The sequence below is a fragment of the Rhodoplanes sp. SY1 genome, assembly GCF_046000175.1.
GTDB lineage: Bacteria > Pseudomonadota > Alphaproteobacteria > Rhizobiales > Xanthobacteraceae > Rhodoplanes.
The window spans coordinates 1-15,580 of record NZ_JBEOMB010000098.1; the positions used below are offsets into that span (position 1 = coordinate 1).

A 15,580-nucleotide genomic window follows, 5' to 3' on the forward strand; every position below is an offset into this window, starting at 1 on the left:
GCCGCGCCGGCCGCGATGGCCGGCCCCGAATCGCGGCGCAGCGGCTCCAGCACCACGGTCGCGTCGATCCCGAGCGCCTCCGCCTGGGTCTTGGCGAAGAAGCGGAAGTCGTTCGCCGTCATGACGATCGGCGGCGCGAACAGGTCCGGATTGGAGACCCGCGCCAGCGCCTGCTGGTAGGTCGAGCGCTCGCCGACGAGCGGCAGGAACTGCTTCGGCATCGCGTCGCGCGACACCGGCCAGAGCCGCGTGCCGGAGCCGCCGGCGAGCAGGAGGGGGACGATTCTTGGACGAGCCATGAGTTGAGCCACACCGATTAGGACCGGCGGCAAAATAACAGTCCGGCAGGATATTGCGATCTATACGATATCTCATGTTAACTCACCGGCAGAGCCGGAGGTCTGCGCGCACGAAAGCATTCGGCCGGCAGTGCCTGGACAGAGGCCGGCCTCGAGATGGAGCGCGATCGCGAACTTTCGCACCGGGGGCACGATGACGCGCCTGCCGTCGTGCGCGTGTGCTGGGATCGTCGTGTCTTGGAAGCGTGCGTTGGCCGGAGGTATAATCTGCCCGTTTCATCCATTGTGTTGTGTTATGGGCAGCTTCGGAATGCCGCTCATTAACGTGAATGGTGTGGGGAGCGGAATATCAGTCTTATGACCGATTGTGTCTGGCGAAGGGTGTGTTAATAACGCGTTGGTGTGAGGATCAATCGGGTCTACGGCGCGATGCTCGATAGAACGTCGAATGTGTTCGCAGAATCTTCAACTCACTACGAATGTTCGACCTGGATCGTTGTCAACACTCATCCTCATAAAGAGCGGATCGCCGCAGAAAATCTTCTGAATCAGTCCTATACCACCTATTGCCCGGTCATTCGGGCTCAGGTCCGCCATGCCCGAAAGACGACCGAGGTGCGGCGGCCCTTGTTTCCAGGTTACCTGTTCGTGGCGCTCGATCCGCTGCGAGAGCGCTGGCGGCCCATCCTGTCGACACTGGGCATCCGCACGATCGTCCGGAACGGCGAGGTGCCCAGCCGTATGGACGGCCGTTTCATCGCGAGCCTCAAGGCCCGCGAAGTGGATGGGGCGATCGTCAAGCCGACGCAGCCCTACGTGATCGGTCAGAACGTCAAGATCGCCGGCGGTGCATTCGACGGCTTGGCTGCGAAAGTCATCGCGATGAACGAGAAGGACAGGGTCGTCGTCTTGTTGGATTTGTTGAACAGGACTGTGAAAACGCATCTGACGGCCGATCAGCTTCGATCGGCATGAGGCGGTGCGGGCGGACCATGAGATTGCTTCGACCTGGTTGCCGAACCGGTTTCTCGAAGTAAAATACCGTTGTTAGATAGCTAGGAATGCATCGATCATAACGGTTCGTTTCTCGGCAGGTCTGCCTCGGGGAGTTCGAGAATGGTTCGGTTGTATGTCACCGCCGCCGCCATGGTGATCGCGCTGACGGCGACCGCCGGCGCCCAAGATGGCCAGCGCCTGTCGTGCACGGGCGCGATGATCGAGCCGACGGCCTTGGCCAAGACCCCCCAGACCATCCAGGTGACGGTCAAGTCCGGCAACGTGTCCGTGGACGCCGGCGGCAAGACGACCGACGCCCGGGTCGTCAGCAACAACACCATTCAGCTCAAGTTCGAGGCGGGAGATCTGGTCGGCGAGTACTTTCATTACACAGGGCAACTCTTCATCATCTATCCGAGTGGGCATTTGGCGCAGATGACGTGTTCAAAGAAGTAGCGTTGAATTTTGGAATAATTTCTCTCGCTAGGTTCTGGTATCTAATCACTTTTCCTTTTCGTGAGGGCCTTGCCTCAATCGAAGGCCGGGACCCCCGCCGTTCTCGTCCAGAAATTCTATTCCGCATCCCTCTAATGCGGCCCGCATCGACCTGATCGCGTCGTTGGACACGACCCGCCGCGATCGTTCGAAGTCGACGACCGTGGACAACCCGAGGTCTGCCAAGCGAGCAAGCTCCTGCTGATTGATGTCGAGGAGCGCTCTTGCCGCACGGCATTGTGCGGGCAATAGCGCATCAACATTTCCTGTTGACGTTGGGCGTTCCGTCCCCATATCAATAAAAAATGTTGAAGCAGCCGATGCGTTCTTTAGGCGCACCGCAATCAGAGGGCCCCCGAATGAAGTTTAGCTTCGCAAAGCAGGAACTCTGCCGCCGCACCTTCCTCGGCGGCTCCGACGCTCGGATCGTCATGGGGCGGGACGAGCGGGCGCTGACGCGCCTGTGGCGCGAGAAGCGCGGCGAGGTGGCGCCGCGCGACCTCTCGAACGAGCTCGTCGTCCAGCTCGGGCACGCGACCGAGTCGCTCAACCGGCGCTGGTACGAGAAGAGGACCGGATACCGGGTCGGCCACGTCCAGCGGCGCGTCGCGCATGTCGCGCTGCCGTGGATGGCCGCGACGCTCGACGGGCTGGTCCAGGAGACCGGGGCGGTGTTCGAAGCCAAGTTCATGTTGCCGTGGTCGTTCTCGGAATCGGCTGCGGTCAGGAAGCACATGGCCCAACTCCAGCACAACATGCTCGTCGTCCAGGCGCGATCGGCGGTGCTGTCGATCATCACCGGAGGCGGCAAGTGGGTGCTGGTCGAGGTCCAGGCCGACCCATTCTACCAGACGATTCTGCGCGCCGTGGAGAAGGCGTTCTGGCGGGCCGTGCAGACCGGGGAGGCGCCCCGGCTGTGGGACGACGAACTGCCGGAGCCGCGGCTGCAGGCGATGCGGGTGGTCGACATGGCGGCATCGAACGCCTGGGCCGAGTACGCGACGCTTCTGCGGGGCACGCACCCGGCCTCCCTCGCGCACCAGCGCGCCCAGGCCGAGCTGCGCGCGCTCCTGCCGTGGAACGCCAGCGAGGCGTCCGGGCACGGGGTCCGCGTGGTGCGCACGGACGCCGGCCGGGTGACGATCAGCCTGACCGATCACCGCAGGGTTCCGCCGCAGGAGGCTTTGCGCGGTGGTGCGGTGGGTTCAGGGGGCCCGGTCGAGGAGGCTGCGCCGAGGTTCGGCGCGAGGCGGGCGCCCGCGTTCCGGGTGGTCGACCGGTTTCGTGGCGAGCCCGGACGGGAGGCGGACGGCTGGGTGGACTTCCCGGCGTCCATCGACGCTCCCGAGGCCGGTCCGGAGGCCCTGGCCCGAGAGCCCAGCCCGGACGGGGTCGAGGAGGGCGGACCGGGTCCGACCGGCACGATCGACAAGAGCGTGCTGTCGATCGCGACCCCGAAGCGCCGCCGCGACAAGGCCCATCTCGGCTTCGTCGCGCGCCGGCCGTGTCTCGTCTGCGGCCGGCGGCCGTCCGACCCCCATCACCTGCGCTTCGCTCAGCCCCGTGCGCTGGGCCGCAAGGTCTCGGACGAGTACACGGTCCCGCTCTGCCGGACCCATCACCGGGCGCTCCATCGCTCCGGTGACGAACGGCGCTGGTGGACCGCGGTCGCCATCGAGCCGATCGCGGTCGCGCAGTCGCTCTGGAGCACCTCGCGCCGCTCCGAAGCGAGACGCCGGCAGCTGTCGTTGAAGACGGGTCCAGATCCCGCCTCGGCGGCCTGAAGCGCGGAGGGCGTCCCGGCTCGCTCTCACGCGTGCTCGGGGTCGCGTCCGCTCTCGCTTTCTCTCTGCCTGCCTCTCACTCCCTCTCTCGCCCCCCCAAGACCACCAACAACCGGACCACCGGAGGCTGCCGCATGCGCATCGACAAGAACGAGACCATCCTGGGCTACAAGATGACCCTGATCCGTGACCTGTTGCGCCGGATCAGCAGCCGCATCTGGACCGACGAGGACATCGCCGCGCATTTCCACATCCCCATCGCCCGGGCCGAGCAGCTCGCCGACGCCCTCATCCGGCGCGGCTTGCTCACGCTGAAGCCGGACGCCGAGGGGAACGAGCGCGACCTCGTGGTGACGGATCTCGGCCAGCGTCTGTGTGCGGCCCGCTTTCTCAAGCCGATCGCGAGGAGCCGGGCCGACGCGATCATCGCCGACACGCTCGTGCGGATCGAGGCCATCAATGCCCGCGACGAGCTCGTCTACCGGATCGCGGAGGCGCACGTCTTCGGCAGCTACTTTCGCGGGGAGGCCGAAGTCTCGGACGTCGACCTCGCCGTCCGCCTCGCGCGCCGGCGGCCCGGATCGAAGTTGTCCGAGGAGAACATGAACCGGGTCCGCGCGAGCGGTCAGGTGAGCCTCACCTTCCTACGCATGCTGACGTTCGGCTCGAACGAGGTCCTCAAGCTGCTGCGTGGTGGCGCCCGCCACCTCCATGTCACGCCGTGGGACGTCTTCGAGGAGCTCGGCGTGCCGAGCCGGCGCATCTATCCGCCGCTGTCCGAAGGGGACGCCGGAAGCGGGGTCGGCACGGGGCAGGGCGAGGTCAGCGGATCCGACCCGACGACCGGACCCAGGGCGCGTCCTGGTGCTTCGTCCCGGCGCGGCCTGCCGAACCGCGGCCCGTCAGAACCGCGGGACCCGCGGCGGCCGGCTGCACCGAACCGGCCGGCGCCACTCAGGCCCGCCGCCTGAGGGCACGATCGAGCCGCACACGACCCGTGCCGCGGGGCGAGGAGGGGCGCCCCAGCGGACCTGGACCAAGCGCTTATCCGATGACGATAGAGCCGGTGAGACGAGCGAGACAACCGAGACAACCGAACGGACCACGGAACGCCCTATGTCCGACGACATGAACGACGCGCCGGCTCCCCTGTGCGGCTTCTCCAGTGACGAGATCCGGTCCCTCCTGCGCCGAATCGGCGATCAGATCTGGCACCCGATCGACTTCACCTTGGGGCTTCGCATTCCCCCGCGGGCCGGCTTCGATCTCGCGAACGCCCTCCTGGCCCAGGGGTATGTCGCGGGCGTCGCCGGGTGCCGCGCCGACAAGGGCCGGCTCCCCGGTGTCGAGCTGACGCCGCTCGGCCGGCGTCTGACCCGGGAGCGCCGGCTGCAGCCGATCCCGCGCCGGCAGGCCGCGGCCATCATCGCCAAGGTCACGGCGCGGATCGCGGACGTGAACGGCCGCCCCGGCTTCATCCATCGCATCGTCGAGGCCCATGTGATCGGGAGCTGGTGCTGGGCCGAGGAGGAGGTGACCGTGGTCGATATCGGGATCCGCCTCGCTCCGCGGCCCGAACGCGCGCGCCAGATGAAGCGAGACCTCGCCGCACAGCACGACGCCGTCGCACGCCTGGCGCGTCGGTGGACGGTGCTCGACGTCGCCGAAATCCTGCGGCTGGTTCGGGGCCACACGCCGCACCTGCGGGTCTACGACTATCACGACGCCTCGCAGGTCGGGCCGTGGCGGGAGCGCATCTATCCGCCGGCGGCGGAAGAAGGTGACGGACCGTCCGTGTCGAGCACGCAGCAGGCCCGGGCGCGGCGCCGGATCGGGCGGTCGAAACGGCGCCGAGTGTCAGGAACAAAACATAAACAACGGTGGTAACGGTGGCCACTCCGCGCGGACGATCCGGGGCGCCGGGCCCGTCTGTTCGACCGGGCGAACATCATCACGGTTTCGTGTTATGTCGGCACCGTATCGAAAGTGACATTGGAGAGGCTGTCGATGCGCGTCGCAATGATCGGCACCGGCTATGTGGGGCTCGTGTCCGGGGCCTGCTTTGCCGACTTCGGCCACGAGGTGACCTGCGTCGACAAGGACGCCGGCAAGATCGCGGCCCTGCAGGCGGGCGAGATCCCGATCTACGAGCCGGGCCTCGATGCCCTGGTCGCGTCGAACGTGCGCGAGAAGCGGCTCGACTTCACCACGGCGCTCGCCGGGCCGGTGGCGGCGGCCGACGCCGTGTTCATCGCGGTCGGCACCCCGTCGCGGCGCGGCGACGGCCATGCCGATCTCTCCTACGTCTACGCCTGCGCCCGCGAGATCGCGGCGGCACTCGACGGCTTCACCGTGGTGGTCACCAAGTCGACCGTGCCGGTCGGCACCGGCGACGAGGTCGAGCGGATCATCCGCGAGACCCGGCCGGACGCCGAGTTCGCCGTGGTGTCGAACCCCGAGTTCCTGCGCGAGGGCGCGGCGATTCGCGACTTCAAGCATCCGGACCGCATCGTCGTCGGCACCACGGACGAGCGCGCCCGCAAGGTGATGACCGAGCTCTACCGGCCGCTCTATCTCAACCAGGCGCCGCTGATGTTCACGGCGCGCGGCACCGCCGAGCTGATCAAGTACGCGGCGAACGCGTTCCTCGCCACCAAGATCACCTTCATCAACGAGCTGGCGGATCTATGCGAGCAGGTGGGCGGCGACGTGCAGGAGGTGGCGCGCGGCATCGGCCTCGACAAACGCATCGGCTCGAAGTTCCTGCATGCCGGTCCGGGCTACGGCGGCTCGTGCTTCCCGAAGGACACGCTGGCGCTGATCAAGACCGCGCAGGACAACGGCACGCCGCTGCGCATCGTCGAGACGGTCGCGGCCGTCAATGATCAGCGCAAGCGCGCCATGGCCCGCAAGGTCGCGGCGGCGCTCGGCGGGTCGGTGCGCGACAAGACGATCGCGGTGCTCGGCCTCACCTTCAAGCCGAACACCGACGACATGCGCGACGCGCCGTCGATCCCGCTGGTGACGGCCTTCAACGACATGGGCGCCAAGGTGCGGGCCTACGACCCGGCCGGCATGGAGCAGGCGAAGCGCGACCTCGACGGCCTCGTCACCTTCTGCGCCAACGCCTACGAGTGCGCGCAGGGCGCCGACGCGGTCGTCATCGTCACCGAGTGGGAGCAGTTCCGCGCCCTCGACCTCGACCGCCTCAAGAGCGCGATGCGCCGGCCCGTGATGGTCGACCTGCGCAACGTCTACCGGGCGGACGAGATGGCGGCGGCCGGATTCGCATACTCCAGTGTGGGCAGGGCAATTGCGCCAGGGCATGTCCGATCGTGACGACGAAACGACAGCCGGACCCCGTCGTGGCCGGGCGATCGAGCGTGCCGGCGCTGCCGACGACCAATTTCTGGGACGGAAAGCCGACCGTGGTCGTCATCGATGTCGAGGAGCATCAGCGCTTGCGCAGCCTGGTGCAGGCACAGGCGCCGTCGTTATCGAACCTGCTGCTAGCCATGCCGCAGGACGGCGGCGAATTCCCCCGCCTCGAGGCGCGGCCGCGTGACGTCGAGTTCTGATGTACTTGATCGACGCGACGGGTGGGCCGCGGCCGGCGCCGCGAGCCGATCGTCGCCGGCCGCCGGAAATGAGCACCTCACCACGGTTCGGGGCCAACAGTGTTCGACTGTTCCAGTCAGGCGCGTGGTCGCCCCGGCGGGGGGCGACGGAACTCCTCGTCGGTGCATTTGCGTCGACGGCTGACCTCGTGGGCGGCTCGCCGCTCTGCGGTCTAGCTAGAAGTCTTGGACTGGCACTTGATCTGTACGCCATAATGGCGTACATTTTAAACAGCTGGGACGCAGGAGCGCTGCATGAGCAGAACTGCTGACGTGAAACGAGACCGCATGCACCTGCGCTTGGACGCGACGACCAAGCGCAAGCTCGAGCGGGCGGCTGCCTATCAGGAAACGAGCGTGAGCGATTTCGTGCTGGCGAACGCTGTGGCAGCGGCCGAGCGGATCATCGATTCGCATGAGAAGATCACCCTTTCGGCGCAGGATTGGGATGTCTTCTTTGATGCGCTGATCAACCCGCCGGAACCAAACGAAAAACTGAAGGAAGCCGCGCGCCGTTACCGCGAGCGCCTCGGTGGATGAGCCTTCGCTGGTCATCGAGCCGCTCGGTTCGCACCATGATCGCGCGACTTTCTCTTGCGGCGAACCGGCTCTCGACGCGCACCTTCAACGACAAGCCTCTCAAGATATCCGGCGGCGGTTCGCGCAGGTGTTCGTCGCGGTCGGCGAGGTGTCGGAGAAGATCGCTGGTTATTACAGTTTGAGCGCCGCGAGCTTCGGAAAAGACGAATTGCCGCCGGCTTTGGCGAAGAGGTTGCCGCATTATCCGGTGCCGGCCGCGGTGCTCGGCCGTCTCGCCATCGATCGCGAGCAGCAAGGGCGTGGGCTCGGCGAGATCTTGCTGCTCGACGCGATCCACCGCGTCGTCCGGGCGAGCACGACGATCGCCGTGTACGCCATCATCGTCGACGCCAAGAACGAACGTGCGCAGACGTTTTACGAGCGCTATGGCTTTCGTGCTTTCGCCAGCGAGTCGCGTCGTTTTTTCATGCCGTTGGAGACCTTTGATAAGCTCGGGTTGAATGCCGGTCACTGAAGGATCAAACGCGATCAAACGCCGTGCCTGTAAAAAACAAATACTTAAAGAGCGGTGACGACCCCGCCACCTCAATGGCTTCCAGAAACTTCACCGGCGACCACGTTCACTTTTCTCCAGGCGCAGGACCTCAGGATGGGCAGAATGCCGCCCCGGCGTCATCATGTCCTGGGTGTGCAGACCCGCATGGAGTGCCCGGAGACTTCGCGGACGGTTCGGGTGTCGTGCCCGGGACAGCGCCGATCCGCCGCCATGCCCCGGCACCACGCCTCGGCCGGGGTATTGAGATCCTCGAGGTCGGCGAACGGGCGGGCGGCGAAGAAGCTGTCGCACACGTAGCGGATGGCGCGCTCGACCCGGCCCTCCTCGTCGCCGCGCGCGACCACCGCGGGGCGGGGCTCGAAGCTATAGTGCCGGGCGAACTCCAACAGGGTGGGATGGAATCGAAGGGCGTCGCCCTGGCGCTCCAGCACGGCGCTCTTCAGATTGTCGTAGAGCAGCACGCGTGGGCAGCCGTTCCAGGCCGTGAAGGCGCCGACATGGCCGCGTCGCTCGCCGACCATAGCGCGGACGATCCAGCGCGGCGTCGAGCTCGCTCTCGATCAGCGCTCCAACGAACGATCCCACCCGGTTGCGAACCGCAGTCTCGATCGGATCGATCCAGTTGTCGAAAAGGTGGGAAGTCGGCTCGGCTGCAGGCTGAAAGGAGGTCGGCTTCGTGATAGGGCTCTTCATGGAGCGGTCTCCAGTCCGGCGCGTCAACGCCGGATGATTCGAGGTTTATCACCCGGAGACTACGCCACCCTCAATTCCAACCACTCCCGCGACGGCACCTCGACGCAGCCGGGCGGGTGACACATCGGGCCGGCCCCGTCACGGCGACGGCAATGTCGACATCTCCCCGTCGACGCCCGCCCGTGAGATCGCGGCGGCGCTCGACGGCCCCGACGTGGTGGACAAGAAGGTCGACCGTGCCGGTCGGCTCCGGCGAGGTCGAGCGGATCATCCGCGAGACGCGGCCCGCGGCCGAGTTCATCGTCGCGTAGAATTCCCCAGTCCCTGCGCGAGGGCGCAGCGATCCGCGGTTTCGAGCATCCCGACCACATCTTGGTCGGCACAACGGCGAAGCGCGCCCGCAAGGTGCTGACCGAGGTCACCGGCCGCTCCATCTCGATCAGGCACGCCTGACGTTCACGTGCGCACCGCCGAGCGGAGCGATATAGCGGCGAACATGTTGTTACTCGCCCCCAAGGTCACCTTCATCGTGTTTACTGAACGTAAGCCACGCGGGCAGACGGCAATTACCAAGACAATGGTAGTATAATATACTCCGAATTGTGGATCGTCGCATTGCGCGCGCCGCATCTCGAAGGTCGTTCAAGTTCGGTATCGTTCCGGGCCGGTCGCATTCGCGCTGGTCATCGAGCTTGCGCGTCCGGTAACACGAGGTCTCAGGTATGTCGGAGAACCGTCATCCGCGAACTCGCGAGATCGTCGCGGCGGTCGTCGGAAATGCATTGGAATGGTATGACTTCATCCTGTTCGGATACATGGCCGCCATCATCTCCCGGATCTTTTTCCCGTTCGACAGCGAATACAGCTCGTTGTTGCTGGCGACCGCCACGTTCGGGGTCGGGTTCGTCATGCGTCCGATCGGAGGCGTCGTTCTCGGTGCCTACGCAGACCGCCGAGGGCGCAAGCCGACACTCCAATGGGTCATCGGCATCATGACCGTGGCGATCGCGATGATCGCGTTCGCGCCGACCTACGAAACCGTCGGCGTCGCAGCCTCCGTGATCGTGATCGTCGCGCGGTTGCTGCAGGGGTTTGCGACCGGGGGAGAGTTCGCGAGCGCGACCGCGTTCCTGATCGAGAGCGCTCCCCCCGATCGGCGCGGCTTCTACGGCTCATGGCAGATGGCCGGTCAAGGCCTCGCCGTCCTTTCGGGTGCCGTCGTCGGCGCCGGGATGACCCGGTGGCTCGACAGCGAGACCGTCGAGAGCTGGGGCTGGCGAATCCCCTTCTTGTTCGGTCTCCTGCTCTTCCCGGTCGGCCTCTATATCCGCCGACACGTCTCGGAGACTCGGGAGTTCCTGTCGAGCCTCGAGGCCAGGGATCGGCATCGTCCTGCCGTCGCGTCGACCGGATTGGCGAAACGCATCGTGACATGCACCGGGATCGTGGCCGCGGGAACGATCTCGTTCTTCGTCGTGATCCTCTACCTTCCGACATTCGCGACGCGGCAACTCGGGATGTCTCTCGGGGATGCTTTCGTGGCCCAGTCCATCGGGCTCGCCCTGATGGTGGTCGCGATCCCGGCGTTCGGGGCATTGTCCGATCGGATCGGACGGCGGCCGGTGCTCGTCGGCTCGCTTGTCGTCTATCTTGCCGCGCTCCATCCGCTCTATGCGTGGATCATCGCCGCTCCGACCTTCGCGAACCTCGTCGTCATGCAGCTCGTCCTCTGCGGCATCTTGGGAGCATATTTCGGTCCGTTCTCGACGGTGCTCGGCGAGCAGTTTCCGGCTGCCTCCCGATCGATCGGCCTCGCCCTGTCCTACAATCTCGGCGTCCTGCTCTTCGGCGGGTTCGCCCAGTTCTTCGTCACCTGGCTCAGTCACGTCTCGGGGTCGGCGATGGCGCCGGCCTATTACGTCCTGTTCGGGACTGCGATCGGCCTGGTGGCGGCGATCTTCGTGACCGATGCCGCTCGAAGACCCCGGCCCGCCGAGCTCGCCTTGTCGCAGTGCCGGGAAGCGGCCTGAACGTACGGGCGACGCGACGACGTCGAGATCGCCCGGCGCAGACCCCGTAAAGGACCACGCCCATATGGGGGCGTGTCGCCATGCGCCCCGATCATCCAGACGGCATCACGAGAGGGCGGCGATCAGCAGCCGACGTCGATCGTCTCGTCGAAGACACATCTCCGATTCCGCCCCGACGTCTTCGCCCGGAACAATGCGAGGTCGGCCTTGCGCTGAAGCCCCCTGGAATCAGTCGCGTCCTTCGGCGCGAAGGCGATGCCGATGCTGACCCCGACGGTGAGTTCACGATCGTCGACGACGATCGGTTCGCAGACCAAATCGATGATCTGGTCTGCCAGAGCAGTCGCGATCGTCGCGGTGCGTGTCTCCGCGCAGAGGACCGCGAACTCGTCGCCCCCGAGACGGCCGACCGACGTGCCGGCCGGGGAGACCGACCGAAGGCGGCGACCGACCGTCTCGATGACCGCGTCGCCCGCAGCGTGACCGAAGGTGTCGTTTATCGACTTGAAACGATCGAGATCGAGAAAGAGGAGGGCGGAGCAGCCGTCGAGACCGGCGGCGGCGATCGCGGCATCGATCTGCTCTTGAAAGTAGCGTCTGTTGGCGAGACCGGTGAGGTGGTCGTGCCGCGCGAGGTGCGTCATCAGCGCTTCCGTCTGCTTTCGCTCCGTGACGTCCGTGTAGGTCCGAACGAATCCGCCGGTCGGCAGAGGCGAGGTCCTGATTTCGAGAACCGTTCCGTTCGGGCGTGTCCTTTCGTAGAGCGTCAAGTCTCCGAACAGATCACGTCCGGCAGCCGCTGCCCGGATCATCTCGCGAACGCGAGCATCGACCCTCTCGCCGTTTCGACCATACTCACCCGATCTCCATTGCACCTCGAGGACCGCGGGATAGGTGGGACCGGATATCATCAAGACCCGCGGTAAGTCGAGCAGGGCGATTGCGCGATCATTCGCCAACCGGATGCTCCCGACGCCATCGACCATGACGAGGCCCTGATCCATGTGGCCGAGTGCCATCGCGTGATCGGCCAGGGCGACACAGACGTCTCCGACCTGGTCACGGGTTGCGGTCCCCAGGAGTCCGGATCCAGAAACTCCGAACCGATGCGACACTGTCCGAAACCCTCATGCAACATCATTATGCGCTCGCGAGACTAGGGCCGATCCATTTTTTCTAGGTTAAGAGTACCCCACGCGATGAATGCCGTCGGACCTCGTCTCCTCTGATCCTCGTTCCAAGGAACCAGAGATCCGGACCATCGAGGACATGTGCGGCAATGCTCTCGTCGGTTCGGACTTCGCATCTCCTTCGCCGGACCGAGCAGCGTCGCCGGTGCCCGCGTTCCGCGACGACGGTTCGCGCGCCGAAGGCGGATGCCGATGTAAACGGGCGCGATCTCGTGGTCGGATCTCGACAGTACCTGTGCGCCCGCGCTTCCGTCGTCGAGGCGAGCCGAGGCCGACAATACCACGGACTCGTCACCGCAATAGCCAGTGTCGAGCTCGCTCGAACGTACATTGTTCTTCAGCACGAAGACGGCGAGGCACAGCGAGTCGCCGGTCGCCCAGGCCGCTCTGTCGCCCGCCTAGAGACCCTCCAAGATCTTCGCCCTGAGCTCCTCGGCATTGCGGGTCAGACGAGCCCAGTAGCGGCGCTCGGCGATAGCCTCCTTGGTGTAGTACCCGGTCTTCAGAGCGTTCTTGTTGCCGCGTGGTGCGCCGGACCCGACGGCCCCGCCATGCATGGGAGCAATTTCTTGCTGAGAAACACGCGCGCGACGGTGAGCGAACAACGATTAAGGATCACAGAATCGTGTTTCGCCCGACGGAAGGCGGTGCCGGTAGGTTCGCACCATAGCAGGGAGAGCCGCCGATGATCAGCGACGAGCAATTGCGCCTGCTGTTCGAGTCGGCGCCGAATGGCATGATCGTCACGGATCGCGCCGGGCGCGTGATGTTCGTCAACGCGCATGTTGAACAGCTCTTCGGCTATTCTCGCGAGGAATTAATCGGAAAGCCGATCGAGATCCTGGTGCCTGAGCGGTTTAGCGCGGGGCATACGGGATTGCGTGATGGATTTGCGCGCGACCCTCGACCGCGGCCGATGGGAGCTGGACGCGATCTGTATGGACGGCGGAAAGACGGGGACGAGTTCCCGTTGGAGATCGGCATCAATCCGTTCCGTACTGATGACGGGACTTTCGTGGTCGCTTCCGTTGTCGACATCAGCGAGCGGAAGCGACACGAAGAGCACATCCGATTCATCATGAACGAGCTTTCGCATCGATCGAAAAATCTCCTCATGGTCGTGCTCGCCATCGCAAACCAGACTGTCCAGCGGGCGATCAGTTTCGGCGAGTTCCAGAAGTTGTTCGAAGACCGCCTGTTGGCGATTGGGCGCTGTCATGATCTCCTGGTCGAGAAGGGTTGGGCGGGTGCTTCGATCGACGCGCTCATCAGCGCACAAATCGAGCAGTTCACCGGCATCGCCGCTCGCATAGACGCGGAAGGACCGGCGATCATGATTCATCCGGAGGCGGCGCAGAACATTGGGCTCGCTTTTCACGAACTCGCGGTGAATGCGGTGAAGTACGGCGCTTTGTCCTCTCCCGATGGGCGGGTCGTGATTCGGTGGAATGTCGACCAAACGCATACGACCAAGCGGTTCCGTCTGACGTGGGAGGAGCAAGGAGGGCCGCCGGTCGATCCTCCACGCCATGAAGGCTTTGGGCACAAGCTGCTCAGTCGCATCTCGAAAAATTCCCTCGACGGGACGATGAGCGGGCTGGCGTTTCGACCCGAGGGATTATCTTGGCGGCTCGAATGTTCAGGAGAGCTCGTGATGCGACACTGACGACGCATCGAGAGTCGAAGGACCGTCTTATCATCGGGCGGCCTTTCTTCATGCGAAGCTCCGAGGCGCGTCGCGTGTGAGGTCGCACCATGCGTGTCGCCAAACACGTGCTTGCGCCTGTTCTGGCGTTCATGGGTTCGCCCGCACCGGCAAGTCTTAGATAGGGTCACAAGCCCGGGCTTTCACGATCGAGGCGGCGCTCGGCGTTCAGCCGTTTCGGATCTCGCTCGCCGACGGTCTCGAGCGGCCAGCCTGCTGAGCGCGCTCGACCCGCGTGCTCGTTGCCGGTGGTCGCCACGCGCCGGTGATCCGGGCCGCGATCGCGACCGGGCTCGTCCACGTCCTGATCACCGGCGCGCTGCGTTCGGCGGACATCCGGGTGTCGATGGACGGCCGCGGCCGCTGGATGGATAACGTGTTCATCGAGCGGCTTTGGCGTTCGCTAAAGCACGAGGACATCGATTTGAAGCACTACGCCGACGGCCGCGAGGCGAAGGCCGGCATCATCGCGTGGATGATGTTCTGCAACGATCAGCGGCCCCACCAGGGCCTTGGCTGTCGCGCCGATGGCGGTATCGCACGCCGATGGCGGTGTGGCGCGCCGCCGGCGAGGCTGCGAACATGATGGACAACGCTGCCGCGTCGCCCACAGCCCACAGGCCCACAGCCACATAGTCGCCGACAGCGCGGCTGGCAGCATGATATCAGAAGATCGGAGCGCCCGAGCTTCCAACTGAGAACGCCACGCTAGTGGTCCTCGGCTCGGAGTCCATTCAGGTGCCTATCCTTCTCGTAGCCGGTCGCGGACTTCCATCAGCACTCGACCCGCCCAGTTGAGTCCGAGCCCGTCGGGTCCGGTGCCCCAGAACGGCTCGTCCGGTGAATCTTCGATCAGTTCGGCATCGCCGGTTGCCAGCAGCAGGACCGCCAATTGCGGGTTCTGCTCGAATTTGGCCGTATCCGCACGACGCATGATGTCGAGCTTCACATCATGCCAATCCGGGCGCGGCTGCATGCCGGTCCTGCGAAACCAAGAATGCTTGGAGATACGGCGCGGCGCGGACGGAGACGCGGCGAGGCGCTTGGCCAATCCCGCACGGGAAGCGGCGCGGATCACGGCCTTGTATTCCGGGTGATGGGATTTCTGTGCCTGGTAGTAATGCTCGACGGTCGGCCAGGATTCGCCGTCGAGCAGGATCGGGGCTGAATGAAAGTGGGATAGAAAGCGAAAGCCGGCGCGGTCGCGACCAAAAAAGAGGACGCGGTTGTCGGGCGGAACATGAAGCCCGGCCTCTTCACTGTGGGCAGCCATCTGTTCGATCCCGTGGTGGTCCGTCCATCCTTGCACCGACCGAGACGAGATTGTTGTGGTGCTCCGCTCTGGAAGCAACCTCCTCCGCAGCGCGGTGGCCGCCGCGCTGCGAGAAGCCGACGACTGGTGCTTCCGTGATGGGTCGTCAGGCCGTCAGCCGGTCTTGCGTGTCGTGGGGCGTCCGGTGGGGCCGCTTGATGGTGGGCCCCTGGGCTATCCAGCTCCCGATCCGACTGATCGTTTCAGTAGGAGCGGCCGAACTCGGCCCTTCTGATCGCCTGCGCGAACCGATGTCGTCGCCGCGCGGCATCGGGCTCCGCAGTTGGATCGTCACTGGCATGCCCAGTCCTTCTTGCCGTCGTCCAGCTCCTCGCGAGTGACCGCGGCGCCCGATCGGGAACC

Annotated in this window: 15 protein-coding genes and 1 pseudogene; 12 read left to right on the top strand and 4 right to left on the bottom strand. The window is 65.3% G+C overall.

The features are described from left to right. The coding region (locus ABTU92_RS21790) for a sugar phosphate nucleotidyltransferase (protein WP_408093725.1) at positions 1 to 299 on the bottom strand (299 nt) is incomplete at its 3' end. 402 nt (positions 300 to 701) lie between these two features. Between ABTU92_RS21790 and ABTU92_RS21795 the strand changes: the two genes are divergently transcribed. From ABTU92_RS21795 to ABTU92_RS21835, 9 genes are all read left to right on the top strand, one after another. Then, complete coding sequence (locus tag ABTU92_RS21795; protein WP_408093726.1) at positions 702 to 1,274, top strand: transcriptional activator RfaH; 573 nt, start codon at positions 702 to 704, stop codon at positions 1,272 to 1,274. 141 nt (positions 1,275 to 1,415) lie between these two features. Continuing rightward, a complete protein-coding gene (locus ABTU92_RS21800; protein WP_408093727.1) occupies positions 1,416 to 1,751 on the top strand; it encodes a hypothetical protein in 336 nt (111 codons plus the stop codon). A 398-nt stretch (positions 1,752 to 2,149) separates the two neighbouring features. Further along, on the top strand, positions 2,150 to 3,574 hold the full coding sequence (locus ABTU92_RS21805) for a YqaJ viral recombinase family protein (RefSeq protein WP_408093728.1): 1,425 nt from the start codon (positions 2,150 to 2,152) through the stop codon (positions 3,572 to 3,574). Between the two features lie 32 nt (positions 3,575 to 3,606). Further along, the gene (locus ABTU92_RS21810) at positions 3,607 to 4,545 is read left to right on the top strand and encodes a nucleotidyltransferase domain-containing protein (RefSeq protein WP_408093729.1); all 939 of its coding nucleotides are present in this window, start codon (positions 3,607 to 3,609) and stop codon (positions 4,543 to 4,545) included. 145 nt (positions 4,546 to 4,690) lie between these two features. Then, positions 4,691 to 5,461 (top strand): hypothetical protein, encoded by a 771-nt coding sequence (locus tag ABTU92_RS21815; protein ID WP_408093730.1) that lies wholly within the window; start codon positions 4,691 to 4,693, stop codon positions 5,459 to 5,461. A 120-nt stretch (positions 5,462 to 5,581) separates the two neighbouring features. Then, entirely contained in the window at positions 5,582 to 6,913 is a 1,332-nt protein-coding gene (locus tag ABTU92_RS21820) for a UDP-glucose dehydrogenase family protein (RefSeq protein ID WP_408093731.1), read from the top strand. Positions 6,914 to 6,939: 26 nt separating this feature from the next. Next, positions 6,940 to 7,152, top strand: coding sequence for a hypothetical protein (locus ABTU92_RS21825; protein WP_408093732.1), 213 nt, complete (start codon positions 6,940 to 6,942; stop codon positions 7,150 to 7,152). A gap of 294 nt (positions 7,153 to 7,446) precedes the next feature. Continuing rightward, positions 7,447 to 7,731, top strand: a complete 285-nt coding sequence (locus ABTU92_RS21830; RefSeq protein ID WP_408093733.1) for a DUF1778 domain-containing protein — start codon at positions 7,447 to 7,449, stop codon at positions 7,729 to 7,731. After that, positions 7,724 to 8,245 carry a GNAT family N-acetyltransferase gene (locus ABTU92_RS21835; RefSeq protein ID WP_408093734.1) on the top strand — a complete coding sequence of 174 codons (522 nt, stop codon included), beginning with the start codon at positions 7,724 to 7,726 and terminating at the stop codon, positions 8,243 to 8,245. Before ABTU92_RS21830 ends, ABTU92_RS21835 begins: the two co-directional genes overlap by 8 nt. Before the next feature lie 161 nt (positions 8,246 to 8,406). Here ABTU92_RS21835 and ABTU92_RS21840 read toward each other — a convergent pair whose 3' ends face one another. Beyond that, positions 8,407 to 8,808: a hypothetical protein gene (locus ABTU92_RS21840; RefSeq protein WP_408093735.1), complete on the bottom strand. Its 402-nt coding sequence runs from the start codon at positions 8,806 to 8,808 to the stop codon at positions 8,407 to 8,409. 987 nt (positions 8,809 to 9,795) lie between these two features. Between ABTU92_RS21840 and ABTU92_RS21845 the strand changes: the two genes are divergently transcribed. Continuing rightward, positions 9,796 to 11,010 (top strand): MFS transporter, encoded by a 1,215-nt coding sequence (locus ABTU92_RS21845; protein WP_408093749.1) that lies wholly within the window; start codon positions 9,796 to 9,798, stop codon positions 11,008 to 11,010. A gap of 122 nt (positions 11,011 to 11,132) precedes the next feature. Here the strand turns inward: ABTU92_RS21845 and ABTU92_RS21850 are convergent, their stop codons facing one another. After that, positions 11,133 to 12,029: a diguanylate cyclase domain-containing protein gene (locus ABTU92_RS21850; protein WP_408093736.1), complete on the bottom strand. Its 897-nt coding sequence runs from the start codon at positions 12,027 to 12,029 to the stop codon at positions 11,133 to 11,135. Between the two features lie 856 nt (positions 12,030 to 12,885). Between ABTU92_RS21850 and ABTU92_RS21855 the strand changes: the two genes are divergently transcribed. Further along, positions 12,886 to 13,866 carry a PAS domain S-box protein gene (locus ABTU92_RS21855; RefSeq protein ID WP_408093737.1) on the top strand — a complete coding sequence of 327 codons (981 nt, stop codon included), beginning with the start codon at positions 12,886 to 12,888 and terminating at the stop codon, positions 13,864 to 13,866. A 349-nt stretch (positions 13,867 to 14,215) separates the two neighbouring features. After that, positions 14,216 to 14,491 (top strand): annotated as a pseudogene (locus tag ABTU92_RS21860) (integrase core domain-containing protein); the annotation flags it as partial. A gap of 156 nt (positions 14,492 to 14,647) precedes the next feature. Here ABTU92_RS21860 and ABTU92_RS21865 read toward each other — a convergent pair. Continuing rightward, positions 14,648 to 15,178: an NADAR family protein gene (locus tag ABTU92_RS21865; RefSeq protein ID WP_408093738.1), complete on the bottom strand. Its 531-nt coding sequence runs from the start codon at positions 15,176 to 15,178 to the stop codon at positions 14,648 to 14,650. Positions 15,179 to 15,580 lie beyond the last annotated feature (402 nt).

Excerpts from the sequence above, each read along its gene's own strand:
- ABTU92_RS21800 (WP_408093727.1), top strand. The coding sequence starts at position 1,416 with ATGGTTCGGTTGTATGTCACCGCCGCCGCCATGGTGATCGCGCTGACG.
- ABTU92_RS21805 (WP_408093728.1), top strand. The coding sequence starts at position 2,150 with ATGAAGTTTAGCTTCGCAAAGCAGGAACTCTGCCGCCGCACCTTCCTC.
- ABTU92_RS21815 (WP_408093730.1), top strand. The coding sequence starts at position 4,691 with ATGTCCGACGACATGAACGACGCGCCGGCTCCCCTGTGCGGCTTCTCC.
- ABTU92_RS21820 (WP_408093731.1), top strand. The coding sequence starts at position 5,582 with ATGCGCGTCGCAATGATCGGCACCGGCTATGTGGGGCTCGTGTCCGGG.
- ABTU92_RS21830 (WP_408093733.1), top strand. The coding sequence starts at position 7,447 with ATGAGCAGAACTGCTGACGTGAAACGAGACCGCATGCACCTGCGCTTG.
- ABTU92_RS21840 (WP_408093735.1), bottom strand. The coding sequence starts at position 8,808 with ATGGTCGGCGAGCGACGCGGCCATGTCGGCGCCTTCACGGCCTGGAAC.
- ABTU92_RS21845 (WP_408093749.1), top strand. The coding sequence starts at position 9,796 with ATGGCCGCCATCATCTCCCGGATCTTTTTCCCGTTCGACAGCGAATAC.
- ABTU92_RS21850 (WP_408093736.1), bottom strand. The coding sequence starts at position 12,029 with ATGGCACTCGGCCACATGGATCAGGGCCTCGTCATGGTCGATGGCGTC.
- ABTU92_RS21855 (WP_408093737.1), top strand. The coding sequence starts at position 12,886 with ATGATCAGCGACGAGCAATTGCGCCTGCTGTTCGAGTCGGCGCCGAAT.
- ABTU92_RS21865 (WP_408093738.1), bottom strand. The coding sequence starts at position 15,178 with ATGGCTGCCCACAGTGAAGAGGCCGGGCTTCATGTTCCGCCCGACAAC.